Origin of the sequence: Pseudomonas kitaguniensis (assembly GCF_009296165.1) — a bacterium.
GTDB lineage: Bacteria > Pseudomonadota > Gammaproteobacteria > Pseudomonadales > Pseudomonadaceae > Aquipseudomonas > Aquipseudomonas kitaguniensis.
In genome coordinates this window covers 1-24,277 of the sequence record NZ_VUAZ01000024.1, presented here as the reverse complement: position 1 = coordinate 24,277, position 24,277 = coordinate 1, and the positions used below count along the sequence as shown (strand labels likewise).

Here is a 24,277-nt window from a genome sequence, read left to right as displayed (position 1 = left end):
AGCCCTAACGATGCTGCCCATCCGTCGCGATATACGTTTTGCCTTGCCTGCCGAACGCGTCAAAAACTGGCATGAGCAAGGGCCATTCATCACGCATTTCTTCAATGCGCTGTCATTGCTGTTTCCCCAGGGCGAGCTGTTTTTCATGGACAGCGTGCGCCACTACCGCCAGCGCATCGACGACCCTGAATTAAAAAAGCAGATTCAGGGTTTTATTGGTCAAGAAGCCATGCACAGCCGCGAACACGTGGCCTACAACGAGCTGATGCAAACCGCCGGCCTGCCCGCGCGCACCCTCGACCGGCGCCTGAAAACCATCCTCGACCTGCAAAAAAAACACCTGCCGCCCGCCTTCAATCTGGCAGTGACCATCGCCCTTGAGCATTACACCGCAATGCTCGCGGAAATCCTGCTCAGCGACCCCTCGCGTTTTGGCGAGTCGCTTAAGGGTTACCGGCAAATGTGGTACTGGCACGCCCTCGAAGAGACCGAACACAAGGCCGTGGCGTTCGATGTGTGGAACCGCGTGATCAAGCCCGGCCCCGCGCGCTATTTATTGCGCACCGGGACGATGTTGATCACCACGCTGTTGTTCTGGCTGGTGGTGTTTGATTTTCACCTGCGCCTGTTGATCGCCGACCGCAAGGCCGGTGGTCACGTAAAGGGCTTCTGGCGCATGCTGAAGTTTTTGTACGGCCCCAAGGGTGTGTTCCCGCGCATGCTGCGGCCGTGGTTGCACTACTTCAAACCAGGCTTTCACCCGTGGGACCACGACAACCGCGCGCGGCTGGCGGACATTGACACGCTGCTCGAAGAAATCGAACAGACCCAGCGCGACTACGCCTCGCAGCCCGCTTAAACCTGCGCCGCCGCACGCTCGCGTACAAAGCCCGGCAACTGCTCGCCGGGCAAGGCTTTGCTGAAATACCAGCCCTGAATAAACAACTCGGTGCTGGTGGTGAAAAACGCCAACTGCTCGGCGGTCTCAACGCCTTCGACCACCACGCTGAGGTTCAGCGCCTCACACAGACGCAGCATGCCGGTGAGCACCTGAGCGCCCTTGGGGTCGCGCTGGGCCACCACAAAACTGCGGTCGATCTTGATGAAGTCCACCGGGAACTGGTGCAAATAACTCAACGCGGAAAACCCGGTGCCGAAGTCATCGATATACACCTTGGCGCCAATCGCCTGGAGTTTGTCGATGGTCTGGCGGGTGGCCTGGATGTCGCTGACCAACGCGGCCTCGGTAATCTCCACCGACACCTGCCCATGCGCCTGGGCGAGTATTTCCACGAGGCGATCGCCGTACACCGTGTCCCTCAGGGTGGCGCTGGAGACATTAATTGTCATCGGCAAGGCAAAGCCGTCCTTTTGCCACTTCACGTACTGGCGCACCGCTTGCGAGGCCACCCACACGTCGACGTCCGGCATCAGCCGCGCCTGCTCCAGCCATTGCAGGAACTCCCACGGCGAATGCACCGTGCCTTGGTTGTCGCGGGCGCGCATCAGCGCTTCGCAGCCGGTACACAGCCCCGTGCGGGTAGAGACCTGAGGCTGAAATTCGAGGTAAAACTCGTAATCGCTGATCTGCTGGATGCGGCTCAGCTCGTTGGCCTCGCGTGCGCGCGTCTGGTGCGAGGCCAACACCGGGTCCAGCTCAAGCAACCGGCCTTTCTCTTCAAGGCCGCGAAAGGTCATGTCAAACGACTTGAGGTACACCGTGCCGCCTTCACTGGCCTGGCGGTGCAGCGCACGTACATACGGCGCGTACACCAGGGTGCCGATGCCCAGCAGCGCCACTTGCAGCAGCACGGCCGCCACGTCCCCGTGAGTGCTGAGGTAGGCGTTCAGCAACACCGGCGCATTAAACGGTACGCTGGCGACTGCGGGTGCGACCCAACCGAGTTGCACCACGGTCAATGCCAGCATCGTGTTTAACGCCGGCACCAGCAAAAACGGAATAAACAAACGCGGGTTGAGAATAATCGGCAAGCCGAACAGCAGCACTTCGCTGACGTTGAATAACGACAGCGGCAAACTCGCCATTGCCAGCAAGCGCGTGGACCGGCTCCTGGAAAACAGCAAGATCGCCAACAGCAGGCACAACGCACCGCCGGAACCACCGATAAACGCGAAACAGCCCAACAAGCCACTGTTGAGCGCGTATTTGACGGGTTCACTCGCGGCCAGCGCGACGCCGTTCAGCACCACCGCCTGGTCCAGCACGTCAAACAACGGCTGCAAGGCGTACAGACCGTGAATGCCGAAAAACCACAGCAGCGAATTCATCAAGGTCACAAACAAGCCGCTGCCGTACGGCGACTGCAGCACATCGAGTACCTGCGGCCCTTGCAGTTGCGCCACATAATTAATTTGCAACAGCGACAACAGCAGCGCGACCAGCACCAACGCCGTTATCACCCCCGGCAAGACCATATTGATCGTGCCGCGCAGGTTGTGGCCTACCAGGTCCTCGTTGACCAGGCGCGTCCAGCGAAAGCGGTGCAGCCAGGCAATCGCCGGCACATTCAGCAGTGGCGAGGCGATAGCAATAAACAGCACAAAGGTAGCCGCGGCCCTGGGATAGTCACGCAGCACAAACGTGGCGATGACCACATGGGCCAGGCATAAAAAGGCCACCGGTAATTGTGGCAGGCGGTACTGGATAGCCAGCATGTAACCAATCGACGCCGCCACCAACAACGGGATCACTGAGCTGATTTGGTTATGCAGCCCGGAAAAAAAACCCACCACGTGCGCGTCCAGGCCCAGCACCCTGGCGCACTCAGCCAGAATCAAAAAGCCGGTCGACACCAGCAGGCAGGGCAAAATCCACAACAAGCCTTCACGGATGGCCCGCAACGATTCAGTGCTGGCCAAGGCCGCCAGGCGCTGAGTGAGGAAAAGTTTGAACAGCCTTTGCGCCATGACCCGTCCCTCTGTCCGTTGCTCCCTGCCCGCAGCAGGCAGCCTCAATCTGCAGCCAAGCTACACGCCCTGATAGCCCATGCGAAAGGCTTTTACCCGGCCTCGGGGCGTATTTTGAGAGCGCGCGCCGACCTTTAAGCTGATTTCTCAAAAAAAAACGAACTTTCTGACATCTTTCATCTACTAAGCCAAATCGATTGGTTACCATTAACCGTCTTCGCGGGTGTGACACGCCTTGGCGCACCGGACTCGCGACCGCAATGGAGATTGCCTGAAATGGAATCAGGCCCAAAGGAGACAAGCTCATCAAAAAGCACAAGCGAAGCACCCCGATGCACTCCTTGGTTCTGACCGCCTTGCAGCTGCTGGGCTGCATGGCGTTGTTATTTGTGGTCAAGGCGGTCATCGAGCTGTTTATCGGCCCCATTGCCGAGACATGGATAGACCTGGCGCTGATACTCACCGCGTACCTGATGTTCTTCGCGTTGACGCCCTTGCAGCACTGGATGCAGCGCAGGTCGCAAAAGCGCGCGCGTCGCCGTGCGGTTCGCCGCGAGTCGACCAGCGACCGGCAATCGTCCAACTAGGCCAAGCGCCCGGTGCCTCACCCCGCCACGCTCAGCGCCCTGCGCTGCCTCACCTGAACAGGAACACGCACGTGTCGCAACCCGGTGATAATCACCAGCGCGCCCTGGACCGTTTTTTGAACGAGCACCCGGACGTCGCCACGCAACTCGACTCCCTCAACCCGTTGGCCGCGCAGGCCAAGGGCGAAACCCTCGCGCAGTACCGTGCTGAACGCCTGCATGAAGCCTTCGAGGCCGAAGCGGAACAGCAAGGCCTGTTCGCGTGGGAGTTGACCCTGAAACTGACCGCGCACTCCGCTGACGAGTTTGAAGCCCAGCGCCTGGAAGTGCACAAAGAGGTCGCGCAGATGGCCGGGTTGAGCTGGGACGAATATTGCAAGCTGCATGATGTGCCTGGCTGAGCCGCGCCTACCTGAACCAGGGCCGAGCGTCACGCCGGCCAACAGTGCGTCGGCAACTGCCGGGGGCGCGCGGGCTCATACGCGGGCTCATAGCTGCTCCGGCAAGCGGAACGTGCGCCAGGTGTCCAACTGGAACGGGCTGGGCATACGCTGGCTGACCAGCAGATAATTCGCCCGCAAACCGCCAAGGTCGGACTTGAGTATCTGCGCATCGCGGCCGCTGGCCGGCTCGTTTTGCATCAAGTCAAAGAAGCGAAACAGCGACCACGCCCCGCTATTTTTCTCGATGCCCAGCGCCCGTGCAGCGCCGCGTTCCAATACCAGGCTGCTGCGACCATTTTCCACTGTGCTTGGCCATTCGAACGCCACTGGCACAATCGGCCCATGACGGTACTCCAACTGTTGACCGCCAAAGCTAAACACGGCCCGGCTCACCGCTTGGTCAAGGCTGTAGGGTGCCAGCGTAAATCGGACCGCCAACTGGCCCTCGCCTTCGCTGAAGAAACCTCGGCGAATGGTCTGCGCCTTGGACAACTGGTCCAGCAGTGATCGCGAGATCGGCAGGCTGCGGCCATCCAGGCTACGTAACCGGTAGCGCCCGCCGTCGACGCTGATAAACGGCCGCAGGTACGTTTCATGGAAGCGCGCCAGCACGCCTTGCGGTTTGAAAAATTCCTCGAAATCGCTCAAGGCCACATCGCTGCTCGCGTGGGCGTTGAACGGGTAGCGTTGGCGGATGGCCTTGGCGTACAGGCTGTGCACCTCACTTTGGTAGCGTTGGTTGACATGCACATACGCCTCATCGAACAGGTGGCGCCAGTTATCGTCGGCCAGGCCTTCGATCCAGCCCTTGAGCGGCAGCGGCAAGCGCGCGGCGCTGTCGCGCAACTGGCCAAACGTGTGGGGTTGCCCTTCCAGGCGGCGCTTGACCATCTGAAAAGCCGCCTGCGCAGGTGAACCTTCGCGGTTCAGTGCGGCCAGTTGCAGGTGCAATGCATCCAGCTGACGTAACGCCTGAGTCAACTCCGCCCCCGGGTTTTGCTGCTCATCCAGCAGTTGATGCAAGGGCTCGAAACGGCGCTGCAAGGCGCGTCGCGCGGCATCATCGCCGGCTTCACGGCGCTGCTCTTCCAGGCGTTCAGTCACCGGCACCAAGCGGGTGTTTTCACTCACCTGTTGCAACAGCAGCACCAATGGCGACTGCGCCGATGTGAGGCTCGCCAGCTGTTCGGTGCCCTGCCTGAGGCCATCAGTGTCGTGCAGCTTGATGCGGCTCAGCGCACGGCTCCAGGCATCGGCGTACTCGCTGAAATAGCGCTGCTCGACTTCGACCATCAACCGGCGCATATCCATCGCATTGAGGTCGGTCGCCTGCCCCAGCACCCAGTTATCCTGGACAATCGCGTTAAGCAAACGCGGGCCTTGCTTGTCGAAATACTGCACATAGCGTTTGCTGTAAAAACCCGCAATGGGCTCCTCGAGCGCCGTCAACACAGTGCCGTCCGTGAGACGGTTGGGTTGCAGGTCGCGCGACTGCTCACGCAACACGCGATACACCACATCGGCCAGCGACTCGCCACGTAACACCTGGCGCGCCTGGGCGACCAGCGCATCATCCAGCGTTGCCACAAACGGTTGCTCAAGCAGCCGCCCGAAATGTTCATTAAGGCGACGCTGCACCGCGGTCTCACCGGCAAAGCGCTCAGACCAATGGCTCGCCACACGCCCCGCCAGCCACCCGCTATCACGACGCTCGCGCAGGTTGAGCATCAGGTAGGCACGCAGGCTGTCCAACAACCGCTCGCGATCGCCCAGGCTTGCGCGCACCTGTACTTCCAGGAGCGCGGCGATTTGCGCCACCATCTGCTGCAGGCTTTGTTCATACGCACTGGCTAACAGTGGGCGAGTCACCTCGCCCTGGAACAACCCGGCGCGCTCAATCCACGGCACCTCTGCCACTGCCGGAAACACCCGCGTCGCCGCCAGCCGCGCATCGAGTATCGGCAACAACTTCAGCGTCTCATCCGCCCCCGGCTGCGCAGGCGTAGCGGTTTTACCTAACTGTGCCAGTTGCTCCAGGCGCTGATGATTGTACGAATAGCTGTGCATCCAGAGCAGGCCTGCCGCCCCGATGAGCAAGCCTACGGCGATTGCCAACCCGGCTTGCCGCCAACCGATGCGCCGATACTCCCGTGCGTTCAACCCGGCCAGATCAGCTTCGGCGAAAATCACCTGGTTAAACAGGCCTTGGGCAAAGCGTGAACGCCGCTCGCTCGCACTGGTGAGGTAAAAACCTCGCAAGCCATTGATGCGTTGATTGCGCTGCGCCGAGAACGCCACCTCGACAAACCCATAAAAGCGTTCGCTGAGGCGTGCAACCTGCTGCGGAAAATCGAGCATGCGGCCACGCCGCTCAACATTGCGTTCCTGATGCAAGCGCTGGATCAACTCGCCACTCAGGCGCTGCAACAACGCCTCGAACGCTTGGCGCACCTGCGCCATTTGCACCCCCGCTTTGCTGATGGCAATAAGTTCACCCAGCACCTCGTCCGCGCCAGCGCCTTGGGGTGTCTCGAAGAACTCGGTAAAGCCCGGAATGCGGTCGGCCTGGGTCAGCACCAAGTACAGCGGCACATCCACATGCAGCGTCTGCTGCAGGTCTTGCAAGCGGGTGTGAATGTGCCGTGCATGCAGTTGCAGGTCATGCTCATTGTCTGCGAGCAACGTCTGCACCGACAACGCCACCACCACGCCATTCAGCGGACGTGCCCGGCGCCTGGATTTAAGCAGGCCTAACAAGGTCGACCAACCCGCCGCATCGACCGCGCTGTCGGGTTGGCTCACATAACGCCCCGCGCTCTCAACCACAACGCCTTGATTGGCAAAATACCAGTCACAGTCAGCAGCACCGTCTGCGCTGGGCGCTGCGGTTCGGTCCAGCGGCAATTGCAACCCGCTCGCCGCCAACAAACGGGTCTTGCCGCTGCCCTGTTTGCCGATCAGCAAGTACCACGGCAAGTCAGTGCGCCACCGCGCGCTGCGCCCAGGGTACAGGCGCGCGCTTTTCAGGCTGTGCAGCGCTTCCTTGAAGCGGCCACGCAGGTGCTTGCGCTCAGCCTCTATCGACCCCTGATGCTGGTGACGTGTGCGCTGTTCAGCGGTTGCGGGGCGCAGGGTATGGCGGGCACTCACCCTCACCATCGCCAGCCCCCACAGCAGACACAGTGCGCTGATGGTTAACAGGCGAGCTGTAGAGCCCTGCCAGAAGCGCTGGTCGTCAATCGCCAGCAGCGGCCCGAAAAACCAGACCAGGGCTGCGCTCGACAGCACCAGTAGCAAGCTCCAAACCCAAACTATGCGCAGCCGGGCGCACGCGCCCTTGAAGAATGCGTTCATTCAATGTTCCCAGCGTTACAAGGGCGTCGGAGTCAGTTCCGGCGCCGGAGATTGAAAGGTGTGCAGCACAGTTTCGCGCTCTTGCCCCAATACCCAGGCAACGCCCGAATACATGGCCAGCAAAGCGACCACAGCGAATGCCATAAAGCCGCTGGCCGAGATAATCGGCAGCCGCCTGCGCCGTGTTTGCCTCGACGTGGCTGGCAGCGCCGACACCGCGAGTGGGTCGCCGCGCACCTGCCTTATCTGCCGATACAGCGCATCGCGCACCGCTTCAAGTTGCACCGCGCCTCGCTCGGCGACGCGGTATTTGCCTTCAAACCCGATCGACAGGCACAGGTAAATCAATTCCAGGATTGCCACGTGCTTGATCGGGTCGCGCGACAGGCGCTCGAGCAGTTGGAAGCACTTTTCACCGCCAAAGGTTTCGCTGTGAAAGCGGCTCAGCAAACTGATCTTCGACCAGTCGCTGCGACTGCCCCATGCGGTGGTGACCACTGCTTCGTCAATCACGCTGCACAGCACATAGCGCGCGGAAATCACCTGGCTGTTCTCCACACCGTCGTGCAGCGCATGCGCTTCGAAGCGATTGATGCTCGCGGCCAGGCGCTCATTCAGCGCTTGCAGGTTTTCCCGGCCGGCGCTGACCTTCAGTTCAACCACCTCAGACAACACGCCCCACGCGGCGGCGACCAGGCTGTTAAGGCCGACCTTGAAAGGCTGCCCGCCTGGAACGGCGGCGGCATAAATCATGCGGTCTTGCAGTTGCTCGAAACGCGGCGGCGAAACGAAGTCGGTTAGCCGCCCCTGCGCCGGGCCGAGGCCGTCACGATCAAGCAAGACGGTTTTTTCATCCTGCGGGTATTCACTGTCCAGGTGCATGCTGTTCAATTCCTGATAGCCCAGAAGTTAAGCGTCAGCCCGGCAAATTCGCCGCCGACATGGAACGCAAAACCACCCGATTGCTCCAACTGCCCGACATCACGTGCACTCAGTTCGAGCATGAAATAGGTTTTACCGGCGTGAAACGGGATTTGCCGTGGCGCCACCGGCAGCGGCTTGACCTTGATACCCGCCAGGTGCAGGTTGACCAGCTCGCGAATACGCTCCACCGGGCCAATCTTGAGGTGGGCCGGTAAACGGTGACGAAGCTCTTCGGCGTCACACTGCGCGGCGACCGCCAGAATAAAGGTGGCCGTACCGAGCAACTTGAGATCACTCACAGGGCAGACCATCACGCCGTATTCGCGCTGCTGCAACGCCAACTCGATAGCGTGCTGCTCAAGGACCATCGACAGCACCGCACGCATCTGCGCCATCAGCGCGCGAAAGCTTGCGCCCTGGTCACCATGCAGGTAACGCAGCTCCAGGCAGGCGCGTTTGCTGTCACTGGCAAACGTCGACAGCTCGCCCAGAATGGCTAACAGCGCACGGTACAACGCCTCGGCACGCACGTGCGCCTGCGCCAGGTAGTGACGCAACACCGGCTCGGTGCGATTGATCAATTGCAACAGCAGAAAGTCGCCCACCTCGGCACTCGCGGTCGCGCCCTTGCCGCGAATGCGCTCGGCAATCGCATCACCCCGGCTGGCGAGCAGGCTGATCACTTCTTTAAGGCATGACGATACAAAACCCGAGCCCTGCAGATGGATGAACGTCGGCACAAAATCAGTATCGATTCTGATCCCCTCTTCGCTGGAGGCGTCCAACACCTGCGCAATTTTCAGCTTCACGTAGGCCTGATCACTCGGTTGCTCGCCCAGCAACAGGCGAAAGTCGGGCCGTGCACAACTGATCCGGCAACTGGAATCGAGGCCGGTGTTTGAGTCACCGACGTCGATGTCGCTGGTGATGTAGCGCGCCAATACGTCGCGCTGCCCCGGCGTGCGGGTTTCGACCTGATTGCCGGTTGCCATCGGCAGGGCCAGGTAAACCGCTTGCCTTCCCGAGCTGGCCGGCACGTCCAACACCAGAGGTTGCATGGCCGTGGTCAGTTCGAACAGGCTGCCGTCAGGCAATACGCCGCTGGCGTGATTGACCACCAGCTTGCCCATGTTGAGGTACTGCACGTCGATGTCCAGGGTCAGAAACCCCCAGGCGTCACTGCCCAGCAAACGGGTGCGGTTGAGCTGCTGATCGTAGTAACGATCGCTGTGTTGCAGGTGCTGCGGGCGCAGCAACATGCCTTCCTGCCAGATAACCTTATGAACGTGCATATCACTTCTCCGCCAGGCCAACGTGTGGGTCAGCCAGGCGAATACCCGACTCATCAAGCACCAGATGCGCTCGCGTCACTTGCTGTGGGGTCAACGCCAGTACCCATCGCCATTGCACATGGGGCAAGTCGCGGTAAGCCGCGACTACCCCGACGTAGCGACTTTGCGGCTCGCTCCTGAGCTTGAATGCCACGTGCTCGCCGGGACGCAACTCCAGTTCCTCGCTGCGCGCCCAGTCTTTGCTCAGCGCCAGCTCGGCACGCTCATACAGGCTGAAAAAATCCGCGTGTTCGAAGGCAACCGGGTGCTGCAACTCAAGCAGGTGCACCACCACCGGCGAGGGGCGCCCGTTGAGGTCGGGGTTAAGCTGTTCGCTGGCGGTCAACGTCAGGTCGAGTTTGGTCAACGTCGAAAACGGTGACAGGCTGCTGCACCCCGCCAGCAGACCCATGACGACCCACATCAGCGCAACGCTGGCGCGGTTCATCAGCGTCATCCTGAGTACCCGGCGAACAACGCGCCGGCCAACCGCACCTGCTCCTCGTAAGCGTTGATGAAGTCGGGGTGCACTGCCTGCGCACTCAACGCTTGCTCGTCAACCAGCCGTTGGTAGTGCCGCTGGTAGGCGCGCCAATGCGCCCCGTCGGCAAAAAACCTGGAGGGCGTGGCGTCACGTTCAAAGCAACGCAGCAAGTGGCCAGGCGCAAACGCCGCCTGCGCCGTGCGCGCCATCGTGCGGCTTGCTACCAGCAGGGCGACCTGGTGCACTTGCAGCTCCCGGCAGACTTGCGCAATGGCCACCTCGGCACTCGGTTGCGCCGACTCGGCGGTGCCCAGCAACGCTGCCAAAGCCGCCTCGACATCCACACTTTCATGCAGCGGATTGGGGTTTTTGCGCGGCGGGCCAGTGCCGCCCAGGTTCAGCTCATGCTTGAGTTCCTGGTGCGTTCGCAGGCTCTGTTGCAGACCGCTGATGGCGTGCCTCAGCGCACGCGCCGCGTTGATTGCCAACGCCTCACGGCCAGCCGTATCAAGTGTATCCAGGCAGATGCCCAGCGCCTGCGCGAACTGCGCCCAGAAGGTTTCGTCGACGTGGGCCGCAGACACACGCGGCCGCACAGGTTCCACCGCTGGCGGGGGAATCGCCAGCGTGGGTATCGCCAGATGTTCCTGCGCCACTGAGCCACGCTGCGCCCATGTCGCGCAGACGTCGGTTGGCAAGGTCAACGCATCCAGTTCAGCCGAGGATGCCTGTTGCAGCGCTTGGCGGTCGAGGGCGTGAAGCGGGTCCAGGCCCAGGTACGCGTCGTCCGGGATCACCGCACGTTCGGCGCAGGGCACTGGAACCTGCAGCGGCGCCCTTTCGGCCACGCGCTCAACCAGCCGCGCACGCAGGGCGAACGGCCCCAGTTGGAACGCATCGCCCTCAACGATCAAGTGCGCCTGGCCTTTTTGCAGCGGCTTGCCGCTGCCCACGAAGCGGATACCGTTGCTGCTGATGTCGGTCAAAAAGTACCGCTGATCACGGTGGCTGACCAACCCATGGTGGTTTGACAGTAATCGGCTGGGGTCCGGGATAACCCAGTCGCAACCAGCCCCCCGCCCCACTACGCCGCCTACGCCGTCAAACACTTTACGCAGTGACGGTTCACGGCCTCCGGTATCACACACCTCAAGCACTAATTGCATGGCAGACCCTCTTCATTGGCCGCGCTGGGTCACTTGGGAGTCACCCAAGGGACGATAGTCAGCATCATCAAACACGTAATTGGCGTTACAGCCGCTCAACAAACACAGCACAAGCACCAAGGCTTGCCACGGACGGTCAGGCATCAGGTATCTCCCATGAAGATGCGGCCGGCGGCGAAGCGCAGGTTCCACAGATAGGTCATTCAGCATTCCCCGCAGGCTGCGCGGCCCTTACCGGCCGGCCCTGTGCGAAGCCGTTGTTGCAGGTCTAGAGTGGTCATAAGCATCAGCCCCTAATGAGTATTTGCGGCGAGGGTGACCACGCCGTCGGCACTCTCGTGCCCCAGCCAACTGGTCCACCCGAGGCGACAGACGTTGCGTTCACCAATATGCAAAGGCTTCACCTCGCCTGCGGCCAACCCCAGGCGTACGTCGTATTCCAATGGGCCTCTTGCCGTCAGCCGAACCATTGAACACAGCGGCCTGTAAGCGCTGCCGTCAGGCAGGAATTGGTGAAAGCGCTGCCAACTCAAGCCCTGCACATGCACCCGGAATTTACCGCTGCGGTCGGCGACCCGATGCCCCAGCAACAGGTCCTCGCCGAGCACGTTATTCGCTGCACCCAGTCGATTGCGTTGCGTGTGGTCGATGATCACGCTGCGTTCAACCCACTGCTCGATGAACACACCACCGAGCGTGAAGTAGTGACGCAGTACGGTTTCGATCAGCGCGCCCGAATGCGCGCGCAGGCTCAGCAACCCGAGGCAGGGCAGCAGGCGTTTGCAGTCAAGGTGCGCAGCGTCACGAATCTGCCGACTGCCCAAGCCGACCAATGCAAACATCTGCTCGGAAAACGCATCGCTGGCGCCCTCGCGAAAACACGCCCGATAGCGATATTTACGCCAGATCGGCAACATCAGCCGATGCAAGCGGTGGTGGAACACGTCCAGAAAGTCGCGCGTGGTGCTGCCGCCCGTCTGCTCTTGATAAAACGCAGGCAGTGGCGAGCCGGCACCCAACAAGCCGAGCACGTTGAGGCGAAGGCGCGCGCGTAATTGATGACGTTCGAGAAAAAACTCCACGCGATCGATGTCGTGCCCAGGGAAGCCCAAACCCGGGTTGGCCTGGAACTCGATGTGGTCGTACAGGGCGTCGTCATCGAGCAACGGGTGGGCGTCGCGCAGGCGTTCGATCACCTGCAATACCGCCTGAAACAGCGAGTACTCACGGATCACCCGCGTCAGTTCGGTTAAAGCAGGGGCTGCTGGCCCATCCGGGGTGGCCATAGGTACACGTCTCCTTGTGTGCTGGTGACCCGCAGTTCGTGGTACGAATTCAGGTTGGCGTAAAGGGCAAAAAACTCATTCAGGGCCGAGGCGAAAACAAACAGGTCGCCCTGGCCTGCGAAGCCGTTGGCGTCAAGGTTCAGGTCGACGCGTAAACCGCGGATCGGCAGCCCGCGATACATGCGGTCGACGGCTGCATGGCTGACGCTGCTTAACGCATCCAGCTTTCGCTGGCTGACGTTGTGCGCCTGGCGGTCGTGATAACTCGGCACGTCGTACGTTTCGAGGATGACTTTGAGGGCGCGGGTGTCGGTCAATGACAGGTAGTTGAGCGACATGTTGCTGATCAGCTTCCACAGAAAGTCCTGGTCCAGCGGCGGTGCGAAACTCGCGGTCGGTACGCTGATATTGCGAAACGACAGAAACGCCGGCGTCTGCTCGCACGACTGGTTGATCTGCCCCACCTGCAACTGCCGTGGCACGTTGTGGTTGGTGCACGTCAGCTCGACCGACAGCGTTTCCTGAGCCTGCCTGGGGCCAATACCAACACTCAACCAGGTATCCAGTTCGGCGTGTTGCACCGATGAGCGTTGGCGAATGCTGTAGCTGGGCGCACCCGCCAAGCCGCCACCTTCGCGGTCATGCTCAAACGATTCGAACGGCACATACGCCTGGTAACCCAGCCCGCCGGGTCGCCAGCCGGTCACGCGGTCAACCGAAAACACCTCGGCGTTACCGCGTGCAAACCCACCGGGTACCAGCAGGTATTCATCTTGCTTGCCGTCGAGGCGAATCGGCACCGCGTCCTGCTTGAACAGGTTGACGATTGGCGTGCAATACAGCTTTACGTTGTCCAGGCTGGGCGACTGCGGCTGATGTTCGGCGGTGCGCAGTTCAAATCGCAGCTCCACACTCCGCGCCTGCTTGAGCAATTCGTGAGGCAACGATTGCAATGCATCGAAGCCCGTCACATCAACGAACAGGTACTTGTCGGGAAACGCAAAATATTCCTGCAAATGCCGGTAACCGTGAAAGGTGTTCGGCGGATAGGGAATAAGCGCCTGATCCGCGTCAAACCCCACGGGCTGTACCTGGCTCGCGGCAAGGCGCAGCGATAACGCTTGCCCATCGCCTGCGTGTATCGGGCGCCCCTCGTGGTCAAGCAGCAGCAGTTGAATGCCGTCCAGATGCCGCAACAGGCTCAGGTACAAACCCTGGCTGACAGCTCGCTCACCCGCCAGGTGCAAGCGCAATCGGTCGAATGACCACTCGCCGAAATGGCCCTCGGCGCTCATCGCCAGGCGCAGGTTAAGCAGTGTGCGGGGGCCTTGAGGCAGGTACTCCAGGCGGCTCAGTTGTAACGGCATGACCTGGGTCGCGTAGCAGGTGCGAAAGCGGCAGCGCTCACCGTTGACCGGCACGCTTTCAACCGTCGTATCCCGATCAACGCGCACCGTGGCGCACGCGTGTTTCAGCGGCTCAAACTGCAAGATGCTGAAAGCCGGTAATGGTCGCATGTAGTTCGGCCACAGCAAATGCATCAGCGAATGCGTCAACTCGGGAAGCTCGTCAGCCAGCTTCTGGCGCAAGCGCCCGGTCAGGAACGCAAAGCCTTCCAGCAAGCGCTCTACATCCGGGTCCTGGCCCGCATCGGCGAGAAACGGCGCCAACGCGGGGTTGCGTTCAGCGAACCGCCGCCCCTGTGTGCGCAAGGCACTCAGCTCACTTTGGTAAAAGCGGTTAAAGGCCATCAGGTAATACCTCGACGCACCCGCCGCCACTCAACCGCGCATTGAACACAACCGCTTGCAACACACCGTCGATGACCAGCGCCGCCTCAATCACAAAGGCCAAGGCCAAAGGGTCGCAAGCCTCCGGCAAGGCGATGACACGCACCTTGCTCAAACGCGGTTCGTAGGCCTGGATAAAACGTTCAATCGACAGGCGCGATTGGGTTAATGATTCGTGCAGGCTCAAGCGCATATCGTTGAGGTCGGGCAGCCCGTAGTCAGGCAGCGCCAGCACGCTGCCGGCACGTGTGCCGAGCATGTTCTGCAGGTGCCTGGCCACCGACGTCAGGCTATCGACCTGCGCGGGTATACGGCCTTCGAGGCGCTCGAAAAGGCTGCGATAATCGGGTATCCCCTGAGCTTTTCTCATGCTTTTTCGAGTTTGCCGACCAGCGACAGCGTGAAGTCCGCGCCCATGTACTTGAAGTGCGGCCGTACGCTGAGGTTGACGCGGTACCAGCCAGGCTCGCCTTCAACATCACTCACCGCGATACGCGCAGCGCGCAACGGGCGCCGCCCGCGCACTTCGGCGCTGGGGTTTTCCTGGTCGGCGACGTACTGGCGGATCCATTTATTGAGCTCCAGCTCAAGGTCGGTACGTTCCTTCCACGAGCCCAATTGCTCGCGTTGCAGTACCTTGAGGTAATGGGCCAGGCGATTGACCACCATCATGTACGGTAACTGTGTGCCCAGGCGGTAATTCAACTCGGCGGCTTTGCCCTCGGCACTCACCCCGAAGCTTTTCGGTTTCTGCGCAGAGCTGGCAGAAAAGAACGCCGCGTTATCGCTGCCCTTGCGCAGGGTCAGGGCAATAAAACCTTCTTGGGCGAGTTCGTACTCGCGGCGGTCCGAAACCAGCACTTCGGTAGGAATCTTGGTTTCGATTTGACCCATGCTCTGGAAGTGATGCAGGGGCAAATCCTCCACCGTGCCACCGCTCTGCGGGCCAATAATGTTTGGGCACCAGCGGTAACGCGCAAAGCTGTCGGTTAATCGCGTGGCAAACGCGAAGGCGGTATTGCCCCACAGGTAGTGCTCGTGGCTGTTGACCACGTTTTCCTGATAGGCAAAGGTTTTGACCGGGCATTCAAGGGGATCGTAAGGGGTTCGCAACAGGAAACGCGGCAGCGTCAGGCCTAAATAACGCGCCTCTTCGCTCTGACGGAAGCGTTGCCATTTGGCAAATTGCGGGCCTTCGAAATGATCCTTGAGATCCTTCAGGTCAGGCAGGTCGGTAAAGCTTTCCAAACCGAAAAACCCCGGCCCGGCCGCAGCAATAAACGGCGCATGGGCCATGCTGGCCACACTCGACACGTACTGCATCAGCTTTACATCCGGCGCACCGGGCGACAGAAAGTAGTTGGCAATAATCGCGCCCACCGGCTGCCACCGAACTGGCCGTACTCAGCACTGTAGATATGCTTGTAGAGCCCGGCCTGAGTGATTTCCGGCGAGTCTTCGAAGTCGTCCAGCAGGTCACGCCGTGAAACATTCAGCAGTTCGATCTTGATGTTTTCACGGAAGTTGGTGCGGTCGACGAGCAATTGAAGCCCCCGCCAGGCAGACTCCAGCGCCTGGAAATCCGGGTGATGCAGAATCTCATCGATTTGCAGGCTGAGTTTCACGTCGATCTCGGCAATCATTCGATCAACCAGGCGTTTTTTCACCGGCTCGCCGCGGTTCTGCGGTTTGAGCAGCTCTTCGATAAACGCAGCAACACCCCGCCTGGCAATGCCGTACGCCTCGTCATCCACGCTCAAAAACGTCTGCGCAATGATGCTGTCGAGCATGCTGTGTTCGTCAGCGGTTCGAGCCGGTAGCAACTGCGGTCGGGTGTTCATGGTGTCAGTGTCCTTTTACTGAGAATGTCAGGCGCAGGGCGCGCTTAACCCAAGCTCGCCAATACCCGAGCACGGGAATCGTCATCTGCCAGCGCCTGCTCGATGGGCGTGTTTTTCGTGATCTATTGCAGGCTGCCCAGTTCTAACTCCAGGAATGGGTACTCACTTGAAACCTATATATCGCTGCCGGCAATATTGCGTTGCGAGCAGGGCGATACAGCAAGTTCAAGGTAATAAGCACACACAGCACCTGAGTAACCCATGACTGAGCCACGTCCGAAATAAAATAATAAGCGCCTCACTGATAAAACTTCAGACGCGCAGCCTGATGCGTTTAACGCCGTGTAGAGCGTTTGCAGAAGTGAGCAAACCTTAGCCATGCCAAAAGCATTCAGCAAGTGCCCGACCAGCACTTAAGCAATTCCCTACAGCCCATACAAACAAAGCCCTACGCAGGATGTTGCGCAGCGTAGCCGCGCCTCGACAACTCAGTTCATCCTGATACTCAAACGCCAGGCGCAGGCACAGCATGAGCCAATAACTGCACACGGGCGCGCAAGCCATTTCATTTAAAGCACCCGAGCAGCGTTTAAACTTACGTCAATACAATGCGCCCAGTTTGGCTACCCTCTGGTTTTATCAGGGCGCGCAATTAAGGGTGTATAAGCCTTTAATGATCTGCACTGTCTTCGATCAATCATCATCACGCATGTGGAAGATATGCACTTCAGCTATCGCAAGATTATCTGGACGCACGAACTGGCCGGTACTTGCGGATGGGACGACTGGCGCCGCCCGGTCACTGGCGAGCCCAGGATGAGGCAAAAACGGCCACCGGGGACGGCGCCGTTTCTGCCCGCGGGTGATGCCATTACCAGCGCTAGGCCGCGACAATCCTGATGGTCCAAAAGTCTGAGGATAAATTCTCATTCATGAGGTAACCGTACGGCAATGTGCCGTAGCCTTTCATTCCCCAGGCCTCTCCCCAGGAATTACGAATAATAAAACGCTGCTTTGCATCGTCATAGCCCACCGCGAGTACGCAGTGCCCTCCGAGCATTTTTTCGGTCGATGCGGGCATTGGCACAATGCCAGTTTTTGTCACTTCCTCGCTTTCCAAACTTTCGTAAACAGAAAATCCCAACACGAACGGGTAGCCGGCGGCCAGGCAGCCTTTCATCTGATTCAGGTTTTGAGCCACTTTTTGATATTGAACTGCCTTATATTTTTTTGCATCGGTATAGCACTTCTGCGGTGGCTTTACGGTGAACTTCGTAATATCGTAAGGCCACTCCGACTCAGGGCAATCGCCTTGCACGCCGACGCTCTTTATCCCCGTACGGATCATCGCTCCGCTGTCTGAGTCGACGGTGTGTTCAATCACACGTTCGTTGTAATAAATGAACAACCGGGAGGGTTCAAACAGCGGCGTAAGCTTTTGCTTCATGCGATCAAATTGAATCGCTCCGGCGATCCCGTTTGCAGTGCAACTGCCCAGCTGGCCTTGGTTGTAGACCGGCGGGCATTGGGGTCGAAGGTCAACCGAAGGCGGCAGTGCCGCCAACATCGCGGGGGGCGCAGCATACAAATGATCGCGGTGATCGGGTAAGTCACGAATCCAGCCATACTGCTTCACTGTGTACGCCATCGATATTATCCTCGTAATGTAATAGTCAGAAAAATATAGGCCAGTTTTATAAGCACACGCCTCTAGCGTAAATGAGTGCAGGCTTAAAAAACCAGCAGGTAACCGTAAGCTCGGGCGTTAATCAAATCAATTAAAACGTGATGACGTTTTTATGACGGATCGCTAACAGGTCATTATAAAGTTTTAAAAAAACAGCGACTTTGCAAGTCGCTTAATCGAAGTGACCGGACAAAAAGCTTCAATCGACGTATCGTTAGCCTTTGCCATGTCGCCAGGAAGAACCTGCAATGCTGTTTGTCGTCATGCTCGGGGGTAAACACCCACGGGCTAAAATTGAAGTTCACGATGTGGTGTTCGCGGTAGCGGAAACGCTGCAAGCCACTTACCCGCAATTGCGCGAAGAATGGTTCGGCAGCCCCAAGGGTGTGCATGTAGATTCATGGATGGCGGTCGATGGCGTCGACGGCTGGAAGGTCGAAGTCAGCCACCTGGCGCCCCAGGCGGATGCGCAACGCCTGTACTTCATCAACCTCGGCGGCTATGAAGCCAACGCGTTTGGCGAGGCCCATCATTACCTGTTGGTGGTCGCCCGCAACAAACGCGAAGCCACCAGCAAGGGCAAGCAGCAGATGTTGCGCCACTGGTCCCAGGCCCACACCGACGCGGTGATGGATATTGACGACTGCCTGCCGATTGACCTGGTAGACGGTCGCTATATTCACCTGGTGCAAGGCGTGCATCGACCGATTATTCAGCAGAATGACTATATCGTGCTGGCCTGATGCTGCTGCTCAAGGTGCCGACTTCGTCTGATCGGCGCTATAACGCGTGACCCCGCGCGCGCGACTATCTAAACTGCGCGCACGCATAGCAATACGCCATCTACGAGAGCGCGCATGAACCTGAAGCACCGCAACAATGTCAGTGTGATGGGTAACGGCACGGCGACGCTGGTGTTTTCCCACGGTTTCGGCTGCAACCAGACACTGTGGAATTACCTGGCGCCGCAATTCGTCGACCGCTTCCGCGTGGTCATGTACGACCTGGTAGGCGCCGGCCTGTCGGACCTGAGTGCTTTCGACACGGTCAAGTACAGCTCGCTGAGCGGCTATGCGACGGACTTGAACGAGATTATCGACGCGTTCGGCGCAGGCCCGGTGATTCTGGTCAGCCACTCGGTCAGCGCGATGATCGGCACCCTCGCCGACCGCATGGCGCCAGGGCGCATCGCCGCGCATGTGATGGTCGGCCCCTCGCCGCGTTACATTGATGACGTCGGTTACGTTGGCGGTTTCACGCGTCACGACATCGACGAGTTGCTCGACACCCTCGACAGCAACTACCTCGGCTGGTCAAGCAGCATGGCCCCGGTGATCATGGGCTCTACTGGCCAATCGGCGCTGGGCGAAGAGCTGGCAGACAGCTTCTGCCGCACCGAGCCGCACATCGCCAAGCAGTTTGCGCGTGTTACGTTTATGTCGGACAACCGCCAGGACGTGATCGGCCTGACGACACCGGTGCTCATCTTGCAATCGAGCGACGACCTGATCGCGCCGGTGGCGGTGGGCGAATACCTGCACCGTGTGATGCCCAACAGCACGTATTGCCTGCTCGACAACGTCGGTCACTGCCCGCACATGAGCGTGCCGCACGCGTGCGCGGCGGCGATGGAAACCTTCCTGGCCCCGTGGGCTATCGCCGATGCCGTCTGAGCTGTTCGACAGCGCCGCCTGTGCCCTCGCCGTCACGGCAGAAGACGGCACGATCCTGCAAGCCAATGCGCGGTTCAGCGAATGGTTCGGGTTCAGTGCTGCCGAGCTGTGTGGGCGGCGCTTTCAAGACCTGTTGACGATGGGCGGGCGGATTTTCCACCAGACCCACTTGGCGCCGATGCTGCGCCTGCGCGGCGGCGTCAGCGAAGTGAAGCTCGACATGCTGCACAGCGACGGGCGCAAGGTGACCGTGCTGCTCAATGGCAACAAGCGCGAACAGGCTGGCGCTGTGGTCTACGACCTGGCGCTGTTCGGCACCACCGACCGCGACAAGTACGAACGCGAGTTGCTCAACGCGCGCAACCTGGCCGAAGCCCGCTTGCAGGAACGCACCGCCACCGAAATCGCCTTGCAACAGGCCCAGGCCGAGTTGAGCGAGGCGTATGCCATCGCCCAGCGCCGCGCTTTGTTTGCCGAGCAGATGGTGGCAATCGTCAGTCACGACTTGAAGAATCCGCTCACGGCCATCCGCATGGCGTCGGACTTTCTCAGCCGTGACCAACGCACCGCCAAAGAGAGCCAATTACTGGGCCATATCGCCCAGTCCTCCGAACGCGCCCAGCGCATGATCGCCGACCTGCTGGACTTCACCCAGGCGCGCGTTGGCCACGGCATCACGATCAAGGCGGCGGCGCTGGACTTGCACGAGGTGATTCAGCGCGCTGTAGACGAACTGCGCGTGGCGTTTCCCAAGGCCACGCTAGAGCATCAAGCCGAAGGCACTGGCCAGGCTTGCCTGGACGCCGACCGTGTGCAGCAAATTATCGGCAACCTGGTGGCCAACAGCGTGGCGTATGGCGACCTGCTCAGGCCGATCACCATCACCTCGCGTCTGGGCGCCGGCGGCTGCGAGATCTCGGTACACAACCATGGCGCGGTGATCCCCGCAGCGCTGATAGCGGTGCTGTTCGAGCCGATGACACGTGGCACCGACCAAGGCAGCGATGTGCGCAGCGTGGGCTTGGGTTTGTATATCGTGCGCGAGCTCGCCAGGGTGCATGGCGGCGATGTGGCGGTGAGTTCCTGCGCGACCAACGGCACCACGTTTACCGTGAAATTCTAGAACTTGATGCGCGCGGCGGCGAGCTGAATGGAACGCTAAGCATACGGCAGTTTCATCAACGCCGATTCGGCCCTGTGCTAGCGTGGGCGCGACCTCGTTCGGCAGACTTTGCGATGAAAAAAACCAACCTCGCGCTGGCCGCCCTGCTGGCTGCGTTTTACCAGGCGGCCACAGCGGCTGCGCAACCGCCCAGCCTGTGCCAACCGGCGGCGTCGAACCCGGCGACCAAAGCCTTTCTGGCCGCTGCCCAACGGCATGTGGCCGATCAGCCGGCGCCGCTGCCGCATGTGCACACCGAAGGCACGCTGCCTCACCAGGGCATTCGCGACGCCAGTATTGCCGCCGAAAAGGACTGGCCGGTGATGCGTCAGGCGGCGCTGGCCTGGCGCTTGAGTGGTGACCCGCGTTACCTCAAGCAAGTCGACGACTACCTCGCCGCGTGGGCCGAGGTGTATCAGCCGGACTTCAACCCGATCGACGAAACCAACCTCGACATGCTGATCACGGCCTATGCACTCACGGCCGACAGTTTGCGCGCGCAAACCCGCGACGCCAGCCGTCGCTTGATCAGCACGCTGGGCAACGGTTATATCGCGCATATTCAGCAAGTGCATGGGCCAAAAAAAACCACTCAAACCAATAATTGGCAGAGCCATCGCGTCAAATTGATCAGCGTGGCCGCCGCCGCATTGGGCGATCGGGCCATGCTGGAGCAGGCTCACCAACTGTTTAAACAGCAGGTCGCCGATAACATCCTGGCCGACGGCTCGGTGACGGACTTCCACGACCGCGATGCCCTGCATTATGTGGTGTATGACCTGGAGCCGCTGGTGCAAGCCGCCTTGGCAGCCAAACCCTACGGCATCGGCGGCGACTGGCTGAACATCACTGCGAATGGCGCTTCGTTGGGCGCCGCCCTGGATTGGCTGGTGCCGTATGCCAGTGGGCAACGCAGCCACCAGGAATTCGTGCACACCCACGTGCCATTCGACAAAGCCCGCGCAGGCGTTGGCGAAGCCGGCTACAGCGGTACGTGGGAGCCCAAAAGCAGCGCGACGCTGTTTTGGCTGGCGGCGCAGTTGAACCCGCGTTATTTGCCGGTGGCCAAGCAATTGGCGGCCCAGCCAGCGGATTGGATCAGCGCCTGCTATTTGAAGTAAGCACGGCTAGACTGACCGGCCTCGTCTTAAAGGATTAATGATGCTTATTGTCTTCAGCGGCCTGCCCGGCACCGGCAAGACCACGATTGCCAGCGAACTGGCGCGCCGAACGGGTGCGGTTTATCTGCGCATTGATGTGATAGAGCAGGCGCTGCGCGGTTCGGGTGTATTGGCCGGCGATGTCGGCGCCAGCGGTTATGCCGTGGCGAATGCAGTGGCGCTGAGCAATTTGCGCTTGGGCCGCGCGGTGATCGCCGATTGTGTGAACCCTGTGCGCGAGAGCCGCGAGGCGTGGGCAGTGGTCGCCCAGCAGGCGGGTGTTGAGTTGCTGGGTATTCAGGTGATTTGCTCTGATCGGCAAGAACACCAGCGCCGCGTGGAAAGCCGCGCGGGTGATATTCCAGGGCTAGTGCCGCCGAGTTGGCAATCTGTAGCAGCGCATGAGTATGAGGTTTGGGATGAGACGCCGTTGACGGTTGATACGGCGCTGCTGACGGCGCAAGAGGCTGTTGCACTGATTCTGGCGCGGGTTAGCCTTGGGTGAAGTGCCGGGTTTGTGTGGCGAGCCCGCTCCCCACAAAAGCCCGCTTGCCACCCCACAGATTACAGCTTACGCCTCAAAGCACTGTGCCCATGGCCTTCATCAATACCAGGTCGCGCCCATAAATATCCGGCGCATACACCAACTCGCCCTGACGATCGACTTCCACCGTCCAGTAGCCCAACAGCACCGGCACGGGCGTGGCCAGCCTGAATTCGTGGGTCACGCCCGTGGCCAACAGCTCATCGGTGCGCGCGCGTTCGGCCGGGGTCACCAGCAGGTCGCGCAACAGCAATGGCTGCTCAACCCGCACGCAGCCTGAACTGAACGCACGCGGCCCCTTGGTGAACAGCGGCTGGCTCGGCGTGTCGTGCAAGTACACCGAGTACGGGTTGGGAAAGCGCATCACGATCTTGCCCAGCGGGTTGCGCGGGCCGGCTTCCTGGCGCAATAGAATGTTGCCGGGGCGCGCCCAGTCGATCTGCTCCGGCGCCAGCGCATTGCCTTCGGCGTCGAGCACCTGCAGGTTCTGCTGGCGCAGGTATTCCGGGTTCAAACGGATGGCCGGCAGTTTATCCTCGCGCATGATCGTCGGCGGAATCGTCCAGGTCGGGTTGAGGGTCAGCCGCGTGATGCGTGATTTGAGCAACGGCGTCTGGCGTTCGGCACGCCCGACTTGCAGGCGCGTTTGCCACACCGGAATGCCGCTCTGGTAAACGCTGAGTTGCGCGGCGGCGACGTTGACCAGCACGCCTTCGGGCTCCAGGTCCTGGGCCAGCCAACGGAACCGCTCAAGGTTGATGCGCAACTGGTCGCGGCGCATCGCCGGGCTGATGTTGAGCTCGGCCACCGTGCCCACACCGATCACGCCGTCGGCTTGCAACGAGTGGCTGAGCTGGAAGGCCTTGACCGCCTTGACCAGTTCATCCTGATACTGCTTGCCGTTGCCGGTGGGCGCCTTGGCCAAATAGCCGCCGCTGTACAAACGCTGCGCCAGCTCCGGCACGCGCGGGTCTTCCATGCCAGGGCGCAATAACGGGCCGGCGGCGACGGCCCCCCAATGCGGCAACGGTTGCAGGCGCACGCTGGAATAGGCGTTGCGCAAACTACGGTAAAGATCGGCGCTGGGGCGCGCTTGATCGAACGCCTGGGCCATGTTTTGCAGGCCGCTCGCGGCAAAAGCCAGCACCTCGGTATTCGGGTCGCGCACGGGCGGCTGCGAATGCCACAGTGGCTCGAAACGCGATTGCTGCAAACGCCCGTAATGCAGGTCTTGCAAGGCTTGCAGGTAATGCTGGCTGGTGCTGATGTCGGCGCACAGCACGTTGCCCGTGGCGTCCGCGTTCGGCAGGCTGTAACTCGCCGGGTCCAGGCCATCGTCGGCCAGCATCAGCAACTGCGCGTGCAATGCCTGGCGCCGATCTTCGTCAGACCACAGCGGTACATCACCCTGCTGCTGGTACAGCGCTTGCAAACGCAATTGCGCCGCCGCATCGATAGGCGGGGCAAGGCCGGGGCAAACGCTGGCCAACTGCGCGAGCGCCTGTTGCACAGGGCTGGCAGGAATAACCGCAACCTCGCCCAGCGGCAACTCATCCGCTGTGGCGACCAGTGGTGCAACGAGCAGGCAAAGGCTCAAGTAACATGCGTGTTTTTTGAACAATTGACTTGGCTCCAATCCACGGCCGGGGGAAGTACCGCAGATGCTGACTTTAATGCGCCGTCTCGGCTTGATCACCTTGACTCTGGCGATGCTGAGCAATCTTGCGCTCGCCGCCAATCGCACTACGCCTAACTTATATAGCAGCCTGGCGCGCTCGGCTCCAGAACTCAATCCCACTGTACTGAAAAGCGCTCTGAATGCAGTGCAGTGCGCGGTTAATAACGGCGAGGAACGCTCCGATCGCCTAGCGGTTATTGACTACTCGCAGCCCTCGACCGCCCGTCGGCTGTGGATTT

The 24,277-nt window shown here is 60.5% G+C and carries 21 protein-coding genes and 2 pseudogenes; 10 read left to right on the top strand and 13 right to left on the bottom strand.

The window, feature by feature from the left end; genetic code table 11:
- Window positions 1-10: 10 nt before the first annotated feature.
- Window positions 11-859, top strand: a complete 849-nt coding sequence (locus tag F0169_RS05605) for a metal-dependent hydrolase (protein WP_122249479.1) — start codon at window positions 11-13, stop codon at window positions 857-859.
- Here F0169_RS05605 and F0169_RS05600 read toward each other — a convergent pair.
- On the bottom strand, window positions 856-2,928 hold the full coding sequence (locus tag F0169_RS05600; protein ID WP_152745959.1) for an EAL domain-containing protein: 2,073 nt from the start codon (window positions 2,926-2,928) through the stop codon (window positions 856-858). The two genes, F0169_RS05605 and F0169_RS05600, sit on opposite strands and share 4 nt — an antisense overlap.
- Before the next feature lie 332 nt (window positions 2,929-3,260).
- Between F0169_RS05600 and F0169_RS05595 the strand changes: the two genes are divergently transcribed.
- Both F0169_RS05595 and F0169_RS05590 read left to right on the top strand, forming a co-directional pair.
- Window positions 3,261-3,515 carry a hypothetical protein gene (locus F0169_RS05595; RefSeq protein WP_058414038.1) on the top strand — a complete coding sequence of 85 codons (255 nt, stop codon included), beginning with the start codon at window positions 3,261-3,263 and terminating at the stop codon, window positions 3,513-3,515.
- 71 nt (window positions 3,516-3,586) lie between these two features.
- Window positions 3,587-3,916: a DUF6388 family protein gene (locus tag F0169_RS05590; RefSeq protein WP_172979340.1), complete on the top strand. Its 330-nt coding sequence runs from the start codon at window positions 3,587-3,589 to the stop codon at window positions 3,914-3,916.
- Between the two features lie 87 nt (window positions 3,917-4,003).
- Here the strand turns inward: F0169_RS05590 and tssM are convergent, their stop codons facing one another.
- From tssM to tssC, 10 genes and pseudogenes are all read right to left on the bottom strand, one after another.
- Window positions 4,004-7,312, bottom strand: a complete 3,309-nt coding sequence (gene tssM, locus F0169_RS05585) for a type VI secretion system membrane subunit TssM (RefSeq protein ID WP_152745958.1) — start codon at window positions 7,310-7,312, stop codon at window positions 4,004-4,006.
- Between the two features lie 15 nt (window positions 7,313-7,327).
- A complete protein-coding gene (gene icmH / locus F0169_RS05580) occupies window positions 7,328-8,194 on the bottom strand; it encodes a type IVB secretion system protein IcmH/DotU (RefSeq protein ID WP_152745957.1) in 867 nt (288 codons plus the stop codon).
- A 5-nt stretch (window positions 8,195-8,199) separates the two neighbouring features.
- Window positions 8,200-9,528, bottom strand: coding sequence for a type VI secretion system baseplate subunit TssK (gene tssK, locus F0169_RS05575; RefSeq protein ID WP_152745956.1), 1,329 nt, complete (start codon window positions 9,526-9,528; stop codon window positions 8,200-8,202).
- Between the two features lies 1 nt (window position 9,529).
- Window positions 9,530-10,015, bottom strand: a complete 486-nt coding sequence (gene tssJ / locus F0169_RS05570; protein ID WP_152745955.1) for a type VI secretion system lipoprotein TssJ — start codon at window positions 10,013-10,015, stop codon at window positions 9,530-9,532.
- 5 nt (window positions 10,016-10,020) lie between these two features.
- Window positions 10,021-11,217 carry a type VI secretion system-associated FHA domain protein TagH gene (gene tagH / locus F0169_RS05565; RefSeq protein ID WP_152745954.1) on the bottom strand — a complete coding sequence of 399 codons (1,197 nt, stop codon included), beginning with the start codon at window positions 11,215-11,217 and terminating at the stop codon, window positions 10,021-10,023.
- A 12-nt stretch (window positions 11,218-11,229) separates the two neighbouring features.
- Entirely contained in the window at window positions 11,230-11,361 is a 132-nt protein-coding gene (locus F0169_RS05560; protein WP_152745953.1) for a type VI secretion protein, read from the bottom strand.
- Window positions 11,362-11,510: 149 nt separating this feature from the next.
- Window positions 11,511-12,503: a type VI secretion system baseplate subunit TssG gene (tssG, locus tag F0169_RS05555; protein WP_152745952.1), complete on the bottom strand. Its 993-nt coding sequence runs from the start codon at window positions 12,501-12,503 to the stop codon at window positions 11,511-11,513.
- Window positions 12,467-14,254 carry a type VI secretion system baseplate subunit TssF gene (gene tssF, locus F0169_RS05550; RefSeq protein ID WP_152745951.1) on the bottom strand — a complete coding sequence of 596 codons (1,788 nt, stop codon included), beginning with the start codon at window positions 14,252-14,254 and terminating at the stop codon, window positions 12,467-12,469. The genes tssG and tssF overlap by 37 nt, the downstream gene beginning before the upstream one ends.
- Complete coding sequence (gene tssE / locus F0169_RS05545) at window positions 14,244-14,663, bottom strand: type VI secretion system baseplate subunit TssE (protein WP_058414048.1); 420 nt, start codon at window positions 14,661-14,663, stop codon at window positions 14,244-14,246. Before tssE ends, tssF begins: the two co-directional genes overlap by 11 nt.
- Window positions 14,660-16,134, bottom strand: a pseudogene (tssC, locus tag F0169_RS05540) (type VI secretion system contractile sheath large subunit). Before tssC ends, tssE begins: the two are co-directional and overlap by 4 nt.
- A 705-nt stretch (window positions 16,135-16,839) precedes the next feature.
- Here tssC and F0169_RS27725 point away from each other — a divergent pair.
- Window positions 16,840-16,941 (top strand): annotated as a pseudogene (locus F0169_RS27725) (Hcp family type VI secretion system effector); the annotation flags it as partial.
- Window positions 16,942-17,014: 73 nt separating this feature from the next.
- On the opposite strand, the gene F0169_RS05530 reads toward F0169_RS27725, so the two are convergent.
- Complete coding sequence (locus tag F0169_RS05530) at window positions 17,015-17,782, bottom strand: C1 family peptidase (RefSeq protein WP_152745950.1); 768 nt, start codon at window positions 17,780-17,782, stop codon at window positions 17,015-17,017.
- Window positions 17,783-18,069: 287 nt separating this feature from the next.
- On the opposite strand from F0169_RS05530, the gene F0169_RS05525 reads away from it, so the two are divergent.
- From F0169_RS05525 to F0169_RS05505, 5 genes are all read left to right on the top strand, one after another.
- Window positions 18,070-18,564 carry a DUF1543 domain-containing protein gene (locus F0169_RS05525; protein ID WP_152745949.1) on the top strand — a complete coding sequence of 165 codons (495 nt, stop codon included), beginning with the start codon at window positions 18,070-18,072 and terminating at the stop codon, window positions 18,562-18,564.
- Window positions 18,565-18,678: 114 nt separating this feature from the next.
- Window positions 18,679-19,494: an alpha/beta fold hydrolase gene (locus F0169_RS05520; RefSeq protein ID WP_152745948.1), complete on the top strand. Its 816-nt coding sequence runs from the start codon at window positions 18,679-18,681 to the stop codon at window positions 19,492-19,494.
- Window positions 19,484-20,617, top strand: a complete 1,134-nt coding sequence (locus F0169_RS05515; RefSeq protein ID WP_122249489.1) for a PAS domain-containing sensor histidine kinase — start codon at window positions 19,484-19,486, stop codon at window positions 20,615-20,617. The genes F0169_RS05520 and F0169_RS05515 overlap by 11 nt, the downstream gene beginning before the upstream one ends.
- A gap of 113 nt (window positions 20,618-20,730) precedes the next feature.
- Window positions 20,731-21,777 (top strand): alginate lyase family protein, encoded by a 1,047-nt coding sequence (locus F0169_RS05510; RefSeq protein ID WP_152745947.1) that lies wholly within the window; start codon window positions 20,731-20,733, stop codon window positions 21,775-21,777.
- A gap of 40 nt (window positions 21,778-21,817) precedes the next feature.
- Window positions 21,818-22,321: a P-loop nucleotide/nucleoside kinase family protein gene (locus tag F0169_RS05505; protein WP_152745946.1), complete on the top strand. Its 504-nt coding sequence runs from the start codon at window positions 21,818-21,820 to the stop codon at window positions 22,319-22,321.
- A gap of 73 nt (window positions 22,322-22,394) precedes the next feature.
- Here F0169_RS05505 and F0169_RS05500 read toward each other — a convergent pair whose 3' ends face one another.
- Window positions 22,395-23,981 (bottom strand): L,D-transpeptidase family protein, encoded by a 1,587-nt coding sequence (locus tag F0169_RS05500; protein ID WP_122249492.1) that lies wholly within the window; start codon window positions 23,979-23,981, stop codon window positions 22,395-22,397.
- Window positions 23,982-24,021: 40 nt separating this feature from the next.
- Between F0169_RS05500 and F0169_RS05495 the strand changes: the two genes are divergently transcribed.
- Window positions 24,022-24,277 (top strand): murein L,D-transpeptidase catalytic domain-containing protein (locus F0169_RS05495; protein ID WP_172979339.1); only part of this gene is annotated, 256 nt, incomplete at its 3' end.

Coding starts and splice junctions, on each gene's coding strand:
- tssF (WP_152745951.1), bottom strand. CDS start 14,254: ATGGCCTTTAACCGCTTTTACCAAAGTGAGCTGAGTGCCTTGCGCACA.
- F0169_RS05600 (WP_152745959.1), bottom strand. CDS start 2,928: ATGGCGCAAAGGCTGTTCAAACTTTTCCTCACTCAGCGCCTGGCGGCC.
- F0169_RS05525 (WP_152745949.1), top strand. CDS start 18,070: ATGCTGTTTGTCGTCATGCTCGGGGGTAAACACCCACGGGCTAAAATT.
- F0169_RS05515 (WP_122249489.1), top strand. CDS start 19,484: ATGCCGTCTGAGCTGTTCGACAGCGCCGCCTGTGCCCTCGCCGTCACG.
- icmH (WP_152745957.1), bottom strand. CDS start 8,194: ATGCACCTGGACAGTGAATACCCGCAGGATGAAAAAACCGTCTTGCTT.
- F0169_RS05510 (WP_152745947.1), top strand. CDS start 20,731: ATGAAAAAAACCAACCTCGCGCTGGCCGCCCTGCTGGCTGCGTTTTAC.
- F0169_RS05595 (WP_058414038.1), top strand. CDS start 3,261: ATGCACTCCTTGGTTCTGACCGCCTTGCAGCTGCTGGGCTGCATGGCG.
- tssM (WP_152745958.1), bottom strand. CDS start 7,312: ATGAACGCATTCTTCAAGGGCGCGTGCGCCCGGCTGCGCATAGTTTGG.
- F0169_RS05530 (WP_152745950.1), bottom strand. CDS start 17,782: ATGGCGTACACAGTGAAGCAGTATGGCTGGATTCGTGACTTACCCGAT.
- F0169_RS05605 (WP_122249479.1), top strand. CDS start 11: ATGCTGCCCATCCGTCGCGATATACGTTTTGCCTTGCCTGCCGAACGC.
- tssK (WP_152745956.1), bottom strand. CDS start 9,528: ATGCACGTTCATAAGGTTATCTGGCAGGAAGGCATGTTGCTGCGCCCG.
- F0169_RS05560 (WP_152745953.1), bottom strand. CDS start 11,361: ATGCCTGACCGTCCGTGGCAAGCCTTGGTGCTTGTGCTGTGTTTGTTG.
- F0169_RS05505 (WP_152745946.1), top strand. CDS start 21,818: ATGCTTATTGTCTTCAGCGGCCTGCCCGGCACCGGCAAGACCACGATT.
- tssE (WP_058414048.1), bottom strand. CDS start 14,663: ATGAGAAAAGCTCAGGGGATACCCGATTATCGCAGCCTTTTCGAGCGC.
- tssJ (WP_152745955.1), bottom strand. CDS start 10,015: ATGAACCGCGCCAGCGTTGCGCTGATGTGGGTCGTCATGGGTCTGCTG.
- tagH (WP_152745954.1), bottom strand. CDS start 11,217: ATGCAATTAGTGCTTGAGGTGTGTGATACCGGAGGCCGTGAACCGTCA.
- F0169_RS05520 (WP_152745948.1), top strand. CDS start 18,679: ATGAACCTGAAGCACCGCAACAATGTCAGTGTGATGGGTAACGGCACG.
- tssG (WP_152745952.1), bottom strand. CDS start 12,503: ATGGCCACCCCGGATGGGCCAGCAGCCCCTGCTTTAACCGAACTGACG.